This window comes from Oribacterium sp. WCC10 (genome assembly GCF_900113415.1).
In the GTDB taxonomy this organism is placed as follows: Bacteria; Bacillota; Clostridia; order Lachnospirales; family Lachnospiraceae; genus Oribacterium.
On record NZ_FOPH01000013.1, the window covers coordinates 11785 to 28744 of the forward strand.

Below are 16960 nucleotides of genomic sequence, written 5' to 3' on the forward strand. Positions count from 1 at the left end.
TCAGGTCGTTTGACCTGAAGTTTTTTGCATATATCAGTATTTTCTACGGAAATACTGATACCGCCCAGCCAGCGAGGCTGGTTTCAGCTATAGACGAAATCAAACGAAAATACCCACGAACCGTGCTAACGGTGCACATTCGAATGGCATTTTCTCCCTGTATATATCAGTGTTTCCACGGGAGGCAGGTTTAATGAAAATAAAGCACTACGGTGATGCCGGCACATTAGAACTTAAAAACCATATTAACGAAGACGGAAGTCTGCTTCAGTATCTTCAGTTTCCGGCTATAGAAAAGACAGGTATCGCTACTCATGCATTCTCCACCAGGATAGGTGGCGCCAGCAAAGGGATATGGTCAACCATGAACCTGAGCTTCACAAGAGGTGATGATCCTAAGGATGCATACGAAAACTTCCATAGATATGCTGTTCTTTTCGGGGTACCTGATGAAAAGATTGTTCTTCCATACCAGACTCACACTGTCAATGTAAGAGTGGTGACAGAAGAGGATGGCGGAAAAGGATTCACAAGAGAAAGAGACTATACTGATGTCGACGGTCTGATTACCAATATTCCGGGGCTTGTCCTTGGCGTCTTTGCCGCAGACTGCGTACCACTTCTTTTTGTTGATCCTGTTCACAAAGCCATCGGAGCCAGTCACTCAGGCTGGAGAGGAACAGTGAACCGCATGGGAAAGGTCACCATAGAAAAGATGAAGGAAATCTATGGAACAGATCCTAAGGACATACTTTGCGCGATAGGCCCAAGCATCTGTCGAAAATGTTACGAGGTATCAGAAGATGTAGCTTTGCAATTCAAAAAAGAATTTCCGGGACATGAGGAAGATATCATGGTGGACGACGGGTTTAATTCTGATGGCGAGCATAAGTTCCACCTTGACCTTTGGGCAGCAAATAAAGTCGTTCTGGAAGATGCAGGTGTAAAGACCGAAAACATTAGCCTAACAGATATCTGCACAAACTGTAATCCTGAACTCCTTTTCAGCCACAGGTTCACAAAGGGACAGCGCGGAAACAACGGAGCTTTCATAATGCTTAATTTTTGACCGGCTTAATATTTCGTGTTAGAATCATGTTCACATAAACAAGGAGTTATAACTATGAATTTACCTATCGCAATCGGTATCATTATATTTTTAGCTGTCGGAACAGTTTTCATTTTCAAGAACGGCGTACGCATGGATAAACTCACTCCCGAGGAGCAGGAGACCATCATCAAGTCACGTTGCACTGCCTGCCGTATGTCACGTTACTGCAACGAATCAAAGACCGGGAACTGCAAGAGTCGTACCGTAAAGGATCTAAAGTGATATATCACTAATCCAAAGCTTTTCGGAGGCATCTCATTTGGAAATCATACATGAAACCGAAAATTACATCGTAATAAACAAAGCTCCCGGAGAGGACTCTGAGAAAGACGTTCCTAAACTCATAGCAGAGTCACTTGGTGGGGAAGCCGCTGACTTTTTTTGTGTACACAGACTTGATAAGACAGCTTCAGGTCTTCTCGTATATGGAAGAAATAAGGCTGCCGCTGCAGATCTAACCCGTCAGATACAGGATGAAACCATACAGAAAACCTATCTGGCCATAGTGGCAGGAAAGCCTGAAGAGGACACCGGAAGTTTCAGAGACCTTCTATATAAGGATAAGATAAAGCAGAAAGCTTTTCCTGTGAAACGTATGCGGAAAGGCGTGAAGGAAGCGATCCTTGACTATAAAGTTTTGGATACTACAGAGTTTGAGTCTCAGGTTATATCCATTGCAGAAGTAAAGCTTCACACAGGCCGTTTTCACCAGATTCGCTGTCAGTTTGCATCCAGAAAGATGCCTCTATTGGGTGACGGAAAGTACGGTTCAAGGATCAAAACAAAAAACCTCTGCCTTTTCTGTCAACGCCTCAGTTTCTATGATCAGACAGCGAAAGCAGTGGTTTCTTTCACAGCCGTTCCTCCGGCTGAAGAACCATGGACTCTTTTCAACCGGATACAGTGACTCTTTTATTCCATATATTATCCGGACAAAGCATGACCGGATAATAGCTTTATATATTTACGTGAGTATTAATACTTTTATGCTCACGTAAAAAGCTCAGCATTCACACAGTTGTACTGCTGAATACCCGCTTAAAAACACATCTACGGAGGCATCAAATGGATATACCGTTAAAAGCTTCATTATCCATTAGTTTTTCAACCCAAAAAGAAGCAGAAGAGAAGCTTGCAGAGCTCAATCAGCTGAATTCCGAAAAGATTCCTGATGGTATTGCACTTATCGCGGAACCATTGATCGAAAAAACAGATATCACTTCATTCTTAAGCTGTAAAAACATTTCATACCTCAGCTGTTCAGGTGATAATGCCGAAGACGGCTCTGTTCTTGACTTTGACTGGGTACTTGACTTAAGACGCCAGTGTATCCTTCGTGACATCCCTTTTTATTTCACGTCAACCGGAGCAAACTTCCGTATGCGGGGCCGTGATTTTCACATCAGCGAAAAATTCCGTGAATCTCAGGCTGCAAAGGCCAACGTTCATTACTTCCCGGTGTCTAAGGCATTGAATCCACCAACCTTTCAGGAAGACGATGACCTCCCCGAATCAGGTGAGATGCCTTTATCCTCTGTGGTTTTAGATGAAAACTTCGGATCAATGTCTGATAAAGATTCATGTTCCGGTGATATGAACGAGGACGGCAGTATTTCCATCCCGGGCATCAATTACAAAATTGAGATCGAACCTGAGGACAGATACATTGACGAACTCTTTGTCCGCATAAGCCATAGTAAATTCCGCTCAAGCTTTCACTTGCGTGAACAGGAAAAAAACTACTATCTCTCACACGGCGAAGATGTCATAAGGCAGCATGCCTTTGATTTCATTTCCGAAAGACTGGCACCGGCTGAACCAGGGAATGACGGGAAGCAGACACCCATGAAGGGACACCCCGTATTTATCGCCCAGCATGCAACCGCCTGTTGCTGCCGTGGCTGTCTCCACAAATGGCACCATGTCCCTGAACACAGACCACTGACAGAAGGCGAACAACAGTATATAGTTAAAATCCTCATGTCATGGATCAAGAATGAGATGAAATAATTTTTTGATGTAAGGATTCCTGCTCTATGCACACGAATGTGTGCGTTGTCGCTAATCAGTGAGAGGCAAATACTTTTGACACTCACGTCATAACATTCCTTTTTTAAGTGGAAATACTTGCGGTGTGTTTTAGATATTGCTAAGATAATGCTTTAAAGTATAAAAATATAGGGAGGCAACTATGGGACTTATTTTTCCTAAGGACTATGATCCACGACTTTCTGTTCGCGAAACACAGGAAGCCATCAAGTACATTCGCGATACATTCCAGAAAGAATTCGGCCGTGAGATGAATTTGAGCCGTATTTCTGCACCACTTTTCGTACCGAAGAGCAGCGGTCTCAATGATAATCTCAATGGATATGAGCGTCCGGTAAGCTTTGATGTACCATGGTGGCCGGGTGAGACAGTAGAAGTTGTTCATTCACTTGCCAAGTGGAAGCGTATGGCTCTTAAGCGCTACGGTTTCAAGCCGGGCGAAGGTCTTTACACTAACATGAATGCTATCCGCCGCGATGAGGAGCTTGATAACCTTCACAGCTGCTATGTTGATCAGTGGGACTGGGAGATGGTCATCGATAAGGCAGACCGCAACATGAACACTCTGGAAGGCACCGTACGCATGATTTTCCGTATCATCAAACATATGGAGCATGAGGTATGGTACAAGTATCCAAATGCTGTTAACAAGCTTCCTGATGACATATATTTCATTGATTCAGAGACTCTTCTCCAGATGTACCCTGACAAGACTCCAAAGGAGCGTGAGAACGCTATTACAAAGGAGCACGGCTGTGTATTCATCTCAAGAATCGGTGAGAAGCTTTCAAACGGAGAGCCTCACGACGGAAGAGCTCCGGACTATGACGACTGGCAGCTGAACGGTGATATCCTTTTCTGGTATCCAACACTTAACTGCGCTCTCGAAGTAAGCTCCATGGGTATCCGTGTAGATGAGGATTCACTTGCAGAGCAGCTCAAGAAGGCAGGCTGTGAAGAGAGAGCAGAGCTTCCTTACCACAAGATGCTTCTCAATAAAGAGCTTCCATACACCATCGGTGGTGGTATCGGACAGTCACGTCTCTGCATGCTTCTTCTTGACAGAGCACACATCGGCGAGGTTCAGGCAAGTATCTGGCCACAGGATATGATCGACGAGTGTGCAAAGCACAACATCACATTACTTTGATGTGAGTTTTCTATAGCCATATGATCAAGCCTTCGGGTATCGTTAGAGATACTTAGAACTGATTCGAAATTTAACAGAGCGTTCAAGTCATTGATAAGTGGCTTGAACGCTTATTTTATTACCTTCTACAGAATTTCATATTAAATGTTTTTATAAGTGCTCTACACAAAATATTAGTTGCATAAATCACCTGGGGATTTTATATTTTAAGTATACATTGAATACTCATCAAGGAGTTGATTGCGATGAAAAGCATAAAAGAATTACGTGCCTTGACCGGACTTACTCAGGCAAGATTCGCCGAAATATATCATATTCCTTTGCAAACGGTGAAGCAGTGGGAGTCATCAAAAGACAGCAGTTCTTATCGCACTCCACCGACCTATGCTCTCAGGTTATTGGAACAGACTATATTCAGAAGTATAGAAGATGAAATGATTTTCCTTTTAGTTTCCACAGAAAGCAAATCAAAAAATGCAAAACAGAATGAACTGATGAAAGCAGCTTCTTAAATACAGAACGTAAAGATTTTTTGCTAAAACTTTACAATAATAAGGTGGAGTATTTAAAAAGCATGATATGACGGGCGGATTATAAAATCTCAAATCAAAGTGAAAGCACATGCTTTGGTACTTTTTTCCTTTCATCATGATATAAATAAACAAAGGAGTCACATTATATACACCCATCATAGGTATACATGAAATACTTATACGTGGATTATGCTAATTACAGGAGGGCGATATGAGAAAAATACTTGTTGTGGTGGACATGCAAAAGGATTTTGTTGACGGAGCACTTGGCTCAAAAGAGGCAGTAGCCATCGTTCCGGCTGTTGTGAAAAAGATCAAATCCTATAACATAAAGGATGTTTTTGTCACCCGTGACACCCATCAGTCTGACTATATGGAGACTCAGGAAGGCAAAAATCTTCCGATTGTGCACTGTGTAGAAGGTACGGATGGATGGCAGCTTGATTCAAGAGTGGAAGAGGTGGTTGAAGGTGCAACATTTATCAATAAGCCGACATTCGGTTCTACGGTTTTGGCGGACACCATCAAGACAATCAGCGAAAAGGAAAATATTGAGATAGAGCTCATTGGCCTCTGCACAGATATTTGTGTAGTATCCAATGCTTTGCTCCTGAAAGCCTCTATGCCCGAAGTTCCAATCTCTGTTGATCCTAAGTGCTGCGCCGGCGTGACTCCGGAAAAGCATGAGGCCGCCCTTGAAACAATGCGATCCTGCCAGATTTTTGTGAGATCTTAAAAAAAAATATATATATAATAAGCGTTCAAGTCTACAACTGACTTGAACGCTTATTTTATATCCTATGATATTTCAGCCAACAGCTCATTGGCGGATTTAACGATATCCGGATTATATCCTTTATCAAGCAGTGTCTGAACCATGGAACCGGATTTTAACAGCTTTACTACCGTAGCTAATTCCGTAGCACCTTCTTTTCTCGCATTATCTGTTGCAGCATCAAGCTCGGGCTTCATGAGTTTTATTAGAGCTTCATTCATTTCCGGTACCTCCTTCAATTTGTTAAAAATCGCCTCGTTTTCTATCATTGCAAGATGTAACACTGAATCAGCATTATCTCTATCATCTTTTTCAGTCAGGACTTTAGCAGACGAAACCAGGCTTTTAGCTGTCGTTTCATCCATCTTCCGGGTCAGGGCCCTTAACCATTGATGCTCATCGACTCTCAATCTTGATGATATGATCAGCTGAGTAGGAAAAAGCACTTTTTCCCCGGATATGTAAAATATCCCTGGATATTCTTCGGCAACAACGCAACTGTTGTTCTTAAACCAGTTGATCAATGTTCTGGTTATTCCCTCCCGGATAAGAGAGATGGTTATTTCCGATGATCGGATAGCATCTTCATTCTCAGCATTGGCTTTATACAAGCATGCATAGGCTAAAGTCTTAAAATATTCATCTATACCAAGTTCATCTTCAGGTGACTTGTATTCAAAAATATTGTGCTGCAGGAAGATCTTGCCTATTTCATTCTTGATTTTAACGTCTTTTTGCTTTTTTATCACCAACAGATCCATCTGTATGGGCTTTGTGTTAAGCGTGCGTTCAGAATCAAAGCTTAAATCTTTTTTGTTGGCTTTAAGCTCCAGCTTTATGGCAGCACAAAATGGCGGATGCCATTGGGTCTTTTCGTATTCACTCATAATTATTTTTCTTTCTATGGTAATTATAAGTGATTAACGCTCAATCACCTTCATATTACCATCATTTGTTATGGGAAACAATAAGCGTAGATCTCGCTATTGAAACAGCTTCGATTTTTCTGATTTTTTAAGAATTGTTGTTTTTAGAAATTTTCAGATCAGGAAATTTGCAAATTCAATCTCTACTGATGATATCAGATTTTAACCGGAAATCATATAGTCGAAATTCAGACTATATACCTTAGATGGCTCATTATATTCAGATTTATCAGTCCTTAGCAATGTCTTTTTATATTACCGGAAAACCGGTCGAAATATATACCGTATTGGTATAGTTCTATACCCTTATAAGTTTACAGATATTTTATACATACCACATTTACTTGGACATATCGTGACCAACCCGGTCAGTATACTACTTATAGAATCACTTAAACAATTCATTATAAGAGAATGCTATATGTATGAAAATGATCAGAACAAGAGCAACCGTGTTTTATTCATCTATTCGGAGCTCTTAAACGGCAATGTACTAAAGAAAAAAGAACTTGCAGAGAAGTTCAATGTAAATGAAAAGACCATACAACGTGACCTTGAAGACATACGACAGTTCCTTGATAACAGATTCATCAGCAATGATATACACAACGACCTTATCTATGATTACAAAGACCGCGGATACCGTTTAGAACATATCAACAGGATGAAGTTTTCAAACGATGAGGTTCTGGCTATATGCAAGATTCTCCTTGATAGCAGGGCCTTTCGAAAAGACGACATGAAAACCATCCTTGATAAGCTGTTGGACTGCTGTGTACCGAAGGAGAGTCAGAAAATGGTTACCGACCTTATTGCCAATGAAATCTACCACTACATCCCACCCATGCATAACAGTTATTTCCTCGATAAGATGTGGTCCATCGGAACTGCCATAAGAGACGGATTAAAACTCCGGTTCTTTTATAAAGGTATCCGGGGAAAGACCGGACACGAACGTACAGTGAAACCTTTGGCGATAATGTTTTCGGAATACTATTTCTATCTGATAGCGATTCTTGAAAATGTAAACTACGAAACACAATCCACTAACCCTGATGATATAAACCCTACTATATATCGTATCGACAGGATCAAGGACCTGAAGATAACTACCGAACACTTCTCAATCCCGTATAGAGACAGATTTGAAGAAGGAGAGTTCCGGAAACGAATTCAGTTTATGTTCGGTGGAAAACTCCGGAGAGTAAAGTTTGAATATACCGGATACTCTGTTGAAGCAGTACTGGACAGACTTCCGACAGCAAAAATACTCAGCGAAAATGATGGCAAGTATGTGATACAGGCGGAAGTGTTTGGTGATGGGATAGATATGTGGCTGAGAAGTCAGGGAGAGAGTGTGAAGGTACTCACCTAATAAAAAAGAGGGTTTTATGATTACAATACTTACTTTTACATAGTTCTAAAGGAGGATGCAAAATGGCTCAAAAGATTACTGGTGACTTATACTCAAAAGAAGAAATACTAAGCGATGCAAAAAAAGCCGAAAACATAGGTGATTTAGATACAGCGATGAAGCTGTATTTAAGTTTAGCTGAAACCGGAGATGCTGAAGGACAATATAAATACGCTGAAATAAAAGAGAGTTTATTACAAGATGATGATAATCCATCAAAAAGTGATTTAAATCAAATATTCAATTTGTATAAACAATCAGCTGAACAAGGTTATGCTCCTGCGCAATGTGCATTAGGATATCTTTATGAGTATGGATCGGATAAAAGTCGGGCTTTATACTGGTTTCAAAAATCTGCCGAACAGGGTTATCCTATTGCACAATATAACGTGGGATATTTTTATAAGAATGGTATATCAATTCCTAAAGATAATGATAAGGCATTTTACTGGTTTCAAAAATCTGCCGAACAAGGTTATTCTCCTGCACAGTGGGTAATGGGGAATTATTATGCTGAAGGAATAGTAATTCCGGAAGATAAAAACAAGGCTTTAATTTTGTATAAAAAATCAGCCGAACAAGATTTTTCACCGGCTCAAAACACATTAGGGATTTATTATGCTGAGGGAATAGTTGTTCCTAAAAATAACAGTCAGGCCTTATATTGGTTTCAAAAATCTGCCGAACAAGACTTCGGTCCTGCACAGTCAAATTTGGGTCGTTTTTACCTTGAATCTGATGAAGAAAAAGCCTTTTATTGGCTGCATAAAGCAGGAAATAATTACTGCGATGATGAAGATTCTGATGGAAACGAGTTATGTGAGATAGCAAATATGTATAACTATCTACTTACTCCAGAAGATTGGAGAGACAAGATTATTCAAACAAAAAATAATGGAAGAATACAAAAAGCAACAGGTATAAGTATGGCTTTGATCGGACTTTTTGTATCTGCGCCTCTGGTTATTGGCGGAATCTTACTGTCATCATATGGAAGTTTCAATTCAGGTAAAGCATATGGATCAATAGATAGTTATAAAAACATTTTGCAATCTACTAGAGGGCAAGAAATGATTTACTTTTATGAAGAAGCTAAAAAAAGAGGATCTCAAGAAGCTCATGAATACCTTAATAATTTACATGATTTTTTGAAAAAATTCAAAATCGAATAATTATGCTATCGTTGAGGTAAAAAATCGAGATAGAAAAGCATCTCACTATATTCTTACAGGTTCATCATACATGGAGTCAATCTTCCAAGTAGAAGATTGACTTGTTACACTCATATCATACAGTTACAATCTGTCATTTTTAATTTGCATTGATATACAGCCTTTGGAGGAATTACATATGCACAAGATAATGATTAAGTACCATCCTGTAAAAAAGGAAATACATTTCTTAACTGATGATAATGGCAGTTTTAATGAGGTTAAGTATACGGATAGTCCTGCATTAGAAGAGTATTCACCTGAGAATGGAGAATTTCTTTTACAAGATCAGGGATATTCATTTTTTGATAATTTACAAGAAGCTTTTCTGGGTTTACAGAATACAGAAATAGTGTTTAAAGGTACAAAGATTGATTACGAAGATTTTCAGAAAATGGTTGCCAATTATAATAGGCATCAGGAAAGAGAGGGGTCCGAAGTGAAATTGAACCTAGGGGAGTTTATTGAGCTTCCGGACGTCGGAGCTATTTATGATGAAATAAAGAGTGTTGCAGGTGATACCGTAGAACTTTTTGAAAGCGAATTGTCTGAAGGATCTACAAAGGATATTTTTAGAGCACGAAAACAGAAGCTCGATGATAAGGTTACGGATATTGAACAAGATAATGTTAATCTTTGCTTTGTAGGTACATATAGCTCAGGCAAATCCACGTTTATAAATGCCATCATAGGAGCTAAAATCCTTCCCGAGAAGATTAGGCCTGAAACGGCTAAAATGTTTAGAATAAAGCACGCAGAATTACCTACAGTTAATTTTTTGGTAAAGACGAATAATGATGCCGGAAGTGTGGCATCTTTGTTGTGGTCGGATGATCTTAATAAGTTTCAGTTTACTACAAATATTAATGATGGATTAAAAGGACAGATTGATAAGGTTTGTCAGAAGAATGCGGGAAAGCCACGTCACGAGCAGATGAGGTCTCTCTTAAATGCAATTAATGAGATGCCCAATAGCCCCTGTGAGGATGGGGTGTGTTTTGTGGAAGGCATGATAGATGTCAGATATCCAATGGATATACAGTCTGATATAAACTTTACCTTCTATGACACTCCAGGAACAGATAGCAACTCTAGCGAGCATTTACGTATTCTCAAAGATGCATTGGCTCAACAAACGAATTCTGTTTTGATTGTGATGTATGAGCCGGTGAAAATGGATGGTAAGGGAAACTCTGTTTTGTATGATCTTATGCTCAAGTCACAAGCAGATTCAAGTAATGAGGATGGTGTTACCATAGATCTTTCGAGATCATTGCATATTGTAAATCAAGTAGACAGATATGGCACTACAGAATTGAGAGATGCTCTTAGCAAACCCATTCGCTTGTCAAAGAATGTTCAGGATGTTATTGACGAATCAGAGGAAAATGAATTTGAGTATGATCTTCAAGACAAGAGAGTGTTTTACGTTTCGTCAAAGGCAGCGTACTGTGCAAGGGCTCAGAAAAAGGGAATCTGTGATTTGGATGATGAGGAGTTTATTGAAGACAGCGCAGACAAGGTAATTAAGCGTAAATACTACAGAAACAACCACATGGCTGATGCTGAATTTGATACGCAGGAAGTTATAGAACTATCGGACGCTCAGTTTGAACAGAGCGGATCGGATCAAGTTAGTGATCAGCTTTATATTGCTTCTGGCATGTATGCGGTTGAGCGCGAGATAATAAAATATGCTGAAAAATATGCACTAGCAGTAAAAGCAAAAGGGTTATACGATGCAGTTTTATATATGATGGATGGCGTAGAGGATGAGTGTCAGGTTATTGAAGAGGCAAAGAGACTTGAAAAGGAAGATCTGCTAGCTTTAGTTGCAAAACTGAAAACTGATATGATAGCAGATATTAATCAGTGCACCGAAGATTTTAAGAAGGATATAAAGGCAAAGAAGCCGGAAATAATGCCTGCTGAGATTAGTCTTATACAAACCAAAGTGACCAATGCAAGCACAAAGGCAGAGCGGCAGATAAATAAACTGCCAAGGATTGTTTTGAAACCTGAAAAGATAGGTGAAAAAAACAAGGCGATTATGGAAAACCTAAATGACTACATTCATGAGGTTGATGCATTTTATCTTGAAAAGCGAGCCACTATCCTGCAGCAACAAATGAAGGTATTAAAGAAAAAAATAGAATCTAAAATTGCCGAATACAAAGAGATTGATAACAGTATTATTAGTAAGATATTGAAAATAGGCGATACGACAATTCCTACTTCTTCAATATCGTCAATAAGAATGAGCGATTATATTAATTCAGAAAAGGCACTATGGATTTTCACAACAACTGATAAAGGCAAGTATAAAGAAGAGGTGTTTGGAGAATTCCTGGCAATTACTGGCAGACAGCATAAAGCTTATCTAAAAGAAATTGATTCTGTTGCTCAAAAGAAGGCTGAAGAGATGGCTCAGCAGTTTATTGAGAATATATTTAGGGTATCTGAAACATTGGAACACACACAGGAGGAAGCTTATCAAGCAGTAAGAGAGCAGGCTGATGCTCTTAGATGTTTGAATTTGGCAAAGGAGAAAATTGCAACTTTAGAGGAAAGAATTTGGAGGGGCATCAATGAGTAATATTTATGATAAGTATTTTTCAACGGGCGATCTTTATGACGGGCTTAGTAAAGTGATGTATGACATTCGTGCTTCCAGAATTAGTGAGCAGTCTCTTGTGGAATTAGCAGATGAATTAGTAAAAAAAGAACAGATTCCATTAAACAGCTCGTTTGAAAAGAAAAAATGGTGGGGTTGGTCAAAGGGATATGTAAACTATCTCATGAATGGCATGAGTACAGGAAGTGTCAGTAAGGAATACTTACTTTTTTACGCAAAGGTAAGTAGAGCTGTAAAGATTAGAGACACTGTTCTTAAGGTCGCTGTCGTGTGTATATCTTTGATTATTCTTGGAATAGTAATCAAATCATTAATTAACGGGTGATGCATATGGAAGATTTGACTTTAGAATTGCAAAGTAATTTGGATAAAATCAGAAGAACAGTGTTTAGGGAATATCTCTATAATGTCTCGGAAGAATTCCTTGTTTATCCGTTTGATAGGTATAACACCTATAAAAACGATAAAAAAGAGGATACCAAGAGAATAGTTCCCGATGCCAATATTCAATGTATCCATGTTGATAGATGGGTATATGACAAGAAAGAACAAATCATTGATAGATTTGCAAATGTGTATAGCTCTTTTTCACAAAGAAAAGATGCTATTGCTATGCTCGTTAATAGAACAGTCGATGGTGCGGATTTCTATTTTGTAATCAGATCGGATTCGTCTCAAGGTGGAAATAAGACTAATACAAATAGTAGTTTGGATTTACTGATAGCTTCTATAAAGGGGAACTTTCCAGGTACTATTGTAGAAAAGGTATCTTCCGTTCAAAAAGAAGTAATTGAAAAAAAGAATGGTGAGGAAGAAAAGAAAAATACAGATATTTGGGGACTTCGAGAGAAGGCGGCAATCTCAGCAATTACGAGTATTTCAAGTGATAAGTCTGAAAAACATCTTAGTCAGGGTTTAGAGAAGGTGCTAAGTGGTATTTCGCCAAAAGACAAAAAGGATGAGTATACACTTGTGTTTTTGGCAGAGCCTGTTTCAAACAAAGAAATAAAAAGCATTAAGAATGGATACGAAGCACTCGCATCAGGAATACATTCATATTCAGAATATCAGAGCAATGAAACATTGACAGAAGCGGTAACAGATGGCACTTCATGGGCAACTGCGCATACAACAGGTACTAATCGTTCTATTGCAAAGACGAGGGGCATAAATGCTGGTGTATCTGGAAACCTTACAACTTCAGCAGGATGGTTGAAGGGAATAGTTAAGAATTGGAAGAAGGCAAAATCTTCTTCCGTAGGAGCAAATATTGGTTTTCAGTATTCAAGAACCACAACAGAAGGATCTATGACAAGTGATACCGATACCGAAGGTACAAATCACTGTGTATCTAATGGTGCCTTAAAGGGAGAAACTCATACGGTAAAGTCATATCCTATAGCTGATATGCTTAAGAGAATCGAGAAGCAGATTGATCGCCTAGATGAGTGTGAAGGCGTTGGAATGTGGAAGAATGCCACATACGTTCTGGCGAACAACACAGTTCAGGCTGAGAGTGTTGCAAATTTTCTCTTGGGATTAATTCAAGGAAAAGAATCGTTTGTTGAAGCATCGGTTATTAATACATGGGCGAAGGCCAGTGATAAGGACGAGTTTAAGAATGTGTTGGAGTATATTTGTAATTTTTCTCATCCTCTTTTAGTAAATGCTTCTGATATTGAAAAGGTTGATGAAAAGAATACGGATAATGCATATGCAATTGAACCTTTAATACTTGCAAATCAGGTAACATCAATAGAATTAGCTATGTTAATGGCATTCCCTTATAAATCCGTGAAAGGATTGTCATGTGTAGAATGCGCAGAGTTTGAAAGAAACGTTCTGTACAAAGATATTGATCGCTTTTCAAATAAGCGTATTGATGAAGTGGATGCAAAGAAACGCCAGATAAATCTTGGTGAAATCTATCATATGCATGAGTTTGATGGAAAGAATGTACCTATTGATGTAGATGAACTGCCAAAGCATTCATTTATTACCGGATCTACGGGTTCTGGTAAATCTACAACAGTGTATAAAATACTACATGAATTATATAATAATTATAAGATTCCATTTCTGGTAGTCGAACCAGCAAAGGGTGAGTATTATAAAGAGTTTGATAACATTGCCAGTATATATTCCACAAATAGCAATCACGGAAACTTACTGCGCTTAAATCCATTTTATTTTCCGGCAGAAGGTGAAAATAGGATATTTGTATCTGAGCATATCGATAGACTTAATAGTATTTTCAATGTGTGTTGGCCAATGTATGCTGCCATGCCGGCTGTATTAAAAGAAGCCTTGGAAGCGGCATATGAGGAAGCAGGTTGGGATTTGACATTATCGGTGAACAACGTAAGCAATAAGCTTTTCCCGACTTTTGACGATCTTCTCATACAGCTGAAACGTGTGATAAATGCTTCGGATTTTTCAGAAGAAGTAAAAAGCAATTATACGGGATCTTTAATTACAAGAGTAAAGTCTCTTACAAACGGTATATATCGACAGATTTTTACAGCAGATGGATTAGATGATGGGGAATTGTTTACAACTAATGTAATAGTAGATATCAGTAAAGTAGGTTCTCCGGAAACCAAGGCATTAATCATGGGAATGATAGTAATGCGTATGCAGGAATACCATATGGCTAATAGTGAACCTGTTGATGAACTGCGGCATATTACGGTACTCGAAGAAGCTCATAATTTGCTTAAGAAAACAAGTACAGAGCAATCCTCGGAATCATCAAATGTTCAGGGTAAATCAGTTGAGATGATAGCTAACGCAATTGCGGAAATGAGAACATATGGCGAGGGATTTGTGATTGCAGATCAGGCACCAGGGCTTCTTGATGAATCTGTTATCAGAAATACCAATACAAAAATGATTATGAGCTTACCTGATTTTTCGGATAGGGAGCTTGTAGGTAAGGCGGTTGGTTTGTCAGATGAGCAAGTGGTTGAGATTACAAGGTTGCCAAGAGGTAAGGCAGTAGTGTATCAAAACAACTGGGTCGCACCAGTGTTATGTGCGGTAGAAGCATTTGATAAGTCTAAAGCTTCCGAAGAGAAAAAGAAGAGCTCCTTTGAAAAGAGGGAGTATGATGCGAAAAAGGTTAAAGCAACAATAGTAAATGCTGTATTACATAATAAGATAGATGACATTGGGACATACGAAGTAGAGGGCCTTCAAATCCTTAGCGTGCCTGCCAGCGCGAAGAAGAGGGTTTTGATGCACGTAAAGAATAATGCTCCTTTTAATAAACAGGATAGGATAGAAATTATAAATGACTTCTATGCTACCGATTTTGTGAAGAGCGTAATGCTCAAAACAGAAGGTAATATTGAAATCATACAGGATAGTGATGTAGAAGCTCTTAAGGCTGAGTTCCAGAAATGGATAGAAGCAATAGGTGTAACAGAACAGATAGAAACAGTTGACTTAATGGGAATCATCAACATTATCCTTTATAAGATTGAGCAGGTTGAACAGGTTGAGCTTTCACAATGTGAACGCTTGTTTAACTTCGCTGAACACTGGAGGTGAGTTGATGGCTATTGAAATAGCGGGAATGGTTGCTAAAGCTGTTGAAACAGGAAAAAAAGTTGTTGAAGTCGCAAAAAAGGCAGAGAAAGTTGCTTCCTCCGTAAAGAAACCCGTTAAGGCGATTGAAAAAGTCACTGCTGACAAAGACGGAAATTGGGGTTCAGATATTGTCAAAGGTCAGGTGCAAAAAGGTGTTGGAGAGATTAAGAGTGTACTTTCAGATAAATTGAAAGACTATCTTAGCAAAGATGATATTCCTTCAAAGCCTACTGAAACTTCTGGAGAGGTTGGAATGCAAGAAGATATTAGTGGAAAGAAGGAGGGCGATGCACCTAAAGAAGAAAAAAACGGCTTAAAGGATAGTTTGAACAGATACTTGGATTCTGCAGATAGTCAATCCAATAAAGGTGAAGATGTTCAAGATGACATCGTTAGTGATGAAAAAGAAAACGTCTCAAATGATGCTAAAGATGATAATCTGAACCGCGACAATAGAGATAACAGCAAAAACGATGAAACAGGCGAAGAACCGGAAAATAAAAAAGAACCTGAGAATAATAAGGATATACCCAATAACAATAATAATACTACTAATGAGGTGGATAACACTGAATATAATGAAGATGGCACCAGAGAACTAACAGAAGACGAGAAGCAGGCTATCAAAGATAAATTAGGATGGTCTGACGAAAAACTGAAAAAATGTACAATAGATAAAGATGGCGTTATCCATTATAAAACAGATAGGTGTGACTTAGAGGGCAAGACTTCTGAAAATGGTGTGCCATATGAACGACGAAGAATTGTAATAAATGGCGTTACCATCGAAGGAGTTTTCCCGAAATTTGAAAGCGTTTTTGATACAGAACTTGCTCCGGATAATTTGAAAACAAAAGCATATGCTAAGGAATGTAATGCAGCGCTGAAGGAAGCCATTTCGAACGATTCTGAGTTAAGAAGTAAGTTTACACCTGAACAGATAAAAGATATTGAAGAGGGTAGAACTCCCACGGGTTATGTTTGGCACCATAATGAAGAACCAGGAAAGGTGCAACTTGTAAAAAGAGAAGATCATGATCGAGCAATTGGTGGTGCAGCTCACACAGGTGGAAATTCTCTATGGGGTGCTGATAGTGTTGATAATAGTAGGAAGGAGGAACATTTCTAATGAAATGCATTTCTGAAAAACGTAAGTTGAATATCAATAAGAAGATATTTGAAGATGCAGAGAAAACATATTCTATTACCATCAGATCGGATATCAAAGATTTTCTGGGAAAGAACTCAGGGGGGTATCCAACAAAAGATATAATTATATCTGATGGGGAAGAATATGAAGTAAGAGTATTCATGTCATTAGATGAATCTGATAAAAACTATTATATCCTTAAGCCAATGGATTATTTTTTGAAGAAGACGAAGGGTAAAATTATACCAATTGGAATTGATTCGGGAGATAATTATTACTGCGTGAATAATGAAACTGGTAAGGTTTATTATTGGAGTGCTGGTGAAGATACTTATTATTGTATATCAGAAACATTAGATAGATTTATCTCATTATTTGAATAAACTTAAACATAAATGAAAACCTGTTGCAGATT

15 protein-coding genes are annotated in these 16960 nt (G+C 38.8%); 14 read left to right on the top strand and 1 reads right to left on the bottom strand.

Annotated elements, in window-relative coordinates; translation table 11 throughout:
• The first annotated feature begins 193 nt into the window (after window positions 1-193).
• The 7 genes from pgeF to BM294_RS10115 all read left to right on the top strand — a co-directional run bounded on the left by pgeF (window position 194) and on the right by BM294_RS10115 (window position 5579).
• Complete coding sequence (gene pgeF / locus BM294_RS10085) at window positions 194-1069, top strand: peptidoglycan editing factor PgeF (protein ID WP_091207730.1); 876 nt, start codon at window positions 194-196, stop codon at window positions 1067-1069.
• Between the two features lie 54 nt (window positions 1070-1123).
• A complete protein-coding gene (locus BM294_RS10090) occupies window positions 1124-1333 on the top strand; it encodes a hypothetical protein (RefSeq protein ID WP_091207732.1) in 210 nt (69 codons plus the stop codon).
• A 37-nt stretch (window positions 1334-1370) separates the two neighbouring features.
• Entirely contained in the window at window positions 1371-2018 is a 648-nt protein-coding gene (locus BM294_RS10095) for an RluA family pseudouridine synthase (protein ID WP_175494629.1), read from the top strand.
• Between the two features lie 158 nt (window positions 2019-2176).
• Window positions 2177-3121, top strand: a complete 945-nt coding sequence (locus tag BM294_RS16560) for a DUF4186 domain-containing protein (RefSeq protein WP_139225873.1) — start codon at window positions 2177-2179, stop codon at window positions 3119-3121.
• 181 nt (window positions 3122-3302) lie between these two features.
• Window positions 3303-4310 carry an aspartate--ammonia ligase gene (gene asnA / locus BM294_RS10105; RefSeq protein ID WP_091207737.1) on the top strand — a complete coding sequence of 336 codons (1008 nt, stop codon included), beginning with the start codon at window positions 3303-3305 and terminating at the stop codon, window positions 4308-4310.
• A 245-nt stretch (window positions 4311-4555) separates the two neighbouring features.
• The gene (locus tag BM294_RS10110; RefSeq protein WP_091207739.1) at window positions 4556-4822 is read left to right on the top strand and encodes a helix-turn-helix domain-containing protein; all 267 of its coding nucleotides are present in this window, start codon (window positions 4556-4558) and stop codon (window positions 4820-4822) included.
• Between the two features lie 232 nt (window positions 4823-5054).
• On the top strand, window positions 5055-5579 hold the full coding sequence (locus BM294_RS10115; RefSeq protein ID WP_091207742.1) for a cysteine hydrolase family protein: 525 nt from the start codon (window positions 5055-5057) through the stop codon (window positions 5577-5579).
• Window positions 5580-5641: 62 nt separating this feature from the next.
• Here BM294_RS10115 and BM294_RS10120 read toward each other — a convergent pair whose 3' ends face one another.
• Window positions 5642-6505: a hypothetical protein gene (locus BM294_RS10120; RefSeq protein WP_091207744.1), complete on the bottom strand. Its 864-nt coding sequence runs from the start codon at window positions 6503-6505 to the stop codon at window positions 5642-5644.
• A 460-nt stretch (window positions 6506-6965) separates the two neighbouring features.
• Here BM294_RS10120 and BM294_RS10125 point away from each other — a divergent pair, with 460 nt between their 5' ends.
• The 7 genes from BM294_RS10125 to BM294_RS10155 all read left to right on the top strand — a co-directional run bounded on the left by BM294_RS10125 (window position 6966) and on the right by BM294_RS10155 (window position 16928).
• Window positions 6966-7919 (top strand): helix-turn-helix transcriptional regulator, encoded by a 954-nt coding sequence (locus BM294_RS10125; RefSeq protein ID WP_091207747.1) that lies wholly within the window; start codon window positions 6966-6968, stop codon window positions 7917-7919.
• Window positions 7920-7981: 62 nt separating this feature from the next.
• The gene (locus BM294_RS10130; protein WP_091207748.1) at window positions 7982-9130 is read left to right on the top strand and encodes a tetratricopeptide repeat protein; all 1149 of its coding nucleotides are present in this window, start codon (window positions 7982-7984) and stop codon (window positions 9128-9130) included.
• A gap of 178 nt (window positions 9131-9308) precedes the next feature.
• Entirely contained in the window at window positions 9309-11765 is a 2457-nt protein-coding gene (locus tag BM294_RS10135; protein WP_091207751.1) for a dynamin family protein, read from the top strand.
• Entirely contained in the window at window positions 11758-12129 is a 372-nt protein-coding gene (locus BM294_RS10140; RefSeq protein WP_091207754.1) for a hypothetical protein, read from the top strand. The genes BM294_RS10135 and BM294_RS10140 overlap by 8 nt, the downstream gene beginning before the upstream one ends.
• A gap of 5 nt (window positions 12130-12134) precedes the next feature.
• Window positions 12135-15356: an ATP-binding protein gene (locus BM294_RS10145; protein WP_175494630.1), complete on the top strand. Its 3222-nt coding sequence runs from the start codon at window positions 12135-12137 to the stop codon at window positions 15354-15356.
• Window positions 15357-15360: 4 nt separating this feature from the next.
• Window positions 15361-16524 carry an HNH endonuclease gene (locus tag BM294_RS16305; protein ID WP_242944504.1) on the top strand — a complete coding sequence of 388 codons (1164 nt, stop codon included), beginning with the start codon at window positions 15361-15363 and terminating at the stop codon, window positions 16522-16524.
• Entirely contained in the window at window positions 16524-16928 is a 405-nt protein-coding gene (locus BM294_RS10155) for an SMI1/KNR4 family protein (RefSeq protein WP_091207759.1), read from the top strand. Before BM294_RS16305 ends, BM294_RS10155 begins: the two co-directional genes overlap by 1 nt.
• Window positions 16929-16960 lie beyond the last annotated feature (32 nt).

Coding starts and splice junctions, on each gene's coding strand:
- BM294_RS10125 (WP_091207747.1), top strand. CDS start 6,966: ATGTATGAAAATGATCAGAACAAGAGCAACCGTGTTTTATTCATCTAT.
- BM294_RS16305 (WP_242944504.1), top strand. CDS start 15,361: ATGGCTATTGAAATAGCGGGAATGGTTGCTAAAGCTGTTGAAACAGGA.
- asnA (WP_091207737.1), top strand. CDS start 3,303: ATGGGACTTATTTTTCCTAAGGACTATGATCCACGACTTTCTGTTCGC.
- BM294_RS10090 (WP_091207732.1), top strand. CDS start 1,124: ATGAATTTACCTATCGCAATCGGTATCATTATATTTTTAGCTGTCGGA.
- BM294_RS10130 (WP_091207748.1), top strand. CDS start 7,982: ATGGCTCAAAAGATTACTGGTGACTTATACTCAAAAGAAGAAATACTA.
- BM294_RS10110 (WP_091207739.1), top strand. CDS start 4,556: ATGAAAAGCATAAAAGAATTACGTGCCTTGACCGGACTTACTCAGGCA.
- BM294_RS10145 (WP_175494630.1), top strand. CDS start 12,135: ATGGAAGATTTGACTTTAGAATTGCAAAGTAATTTGGATAAAATCAGA.
- BM294_RS10140 (WP_091207754.1), top strand. CDS start 11,758: ATGAGTAATATTTATGATAAGTATTTTTCAACGGGCGATCTTTATGAC.
- BM294_RS10135 (WP_091207751.1), top strand. CDS start 9,309: ATGCACAAGATAATGATTAAGTACCATCCTGTAAAAAAGGAAATACAT.
- BM294_RS16560 (WP_139225873.1), top strand. CDS start 2,177: ATGGATATACCGTTAAAAGCTTCATTATCCATTAGTTTTTCAACCCAA.
- BM294_RS10120 (WP_091207744.1), bottom strand. CDS start 6,505: ATGAGTGAATACGAAAAGACCCAATGGCATCCGCCATTTTGTGCTGCC.
- BM294_RS10155 (WP_091207759.1), top strand. CDS start 16,524: ATGAAATGCATTTCTGAAAAACGTAAGTTGAATATCAATAAGAAGATA.
- BM294_RS10115 (WP_091207742.1), top strand. CDS start 5,055: ATGAGAAAAATACTTGTTGTGGTGGACATGCAAAAGGATTTTGTTGAC.
- pgeF (WP_091207730.1), top strand. CDS start 194: ATGAAAATAAAGCACTACGGTGATGCCGGCACATTAGAACTTAAAAAC.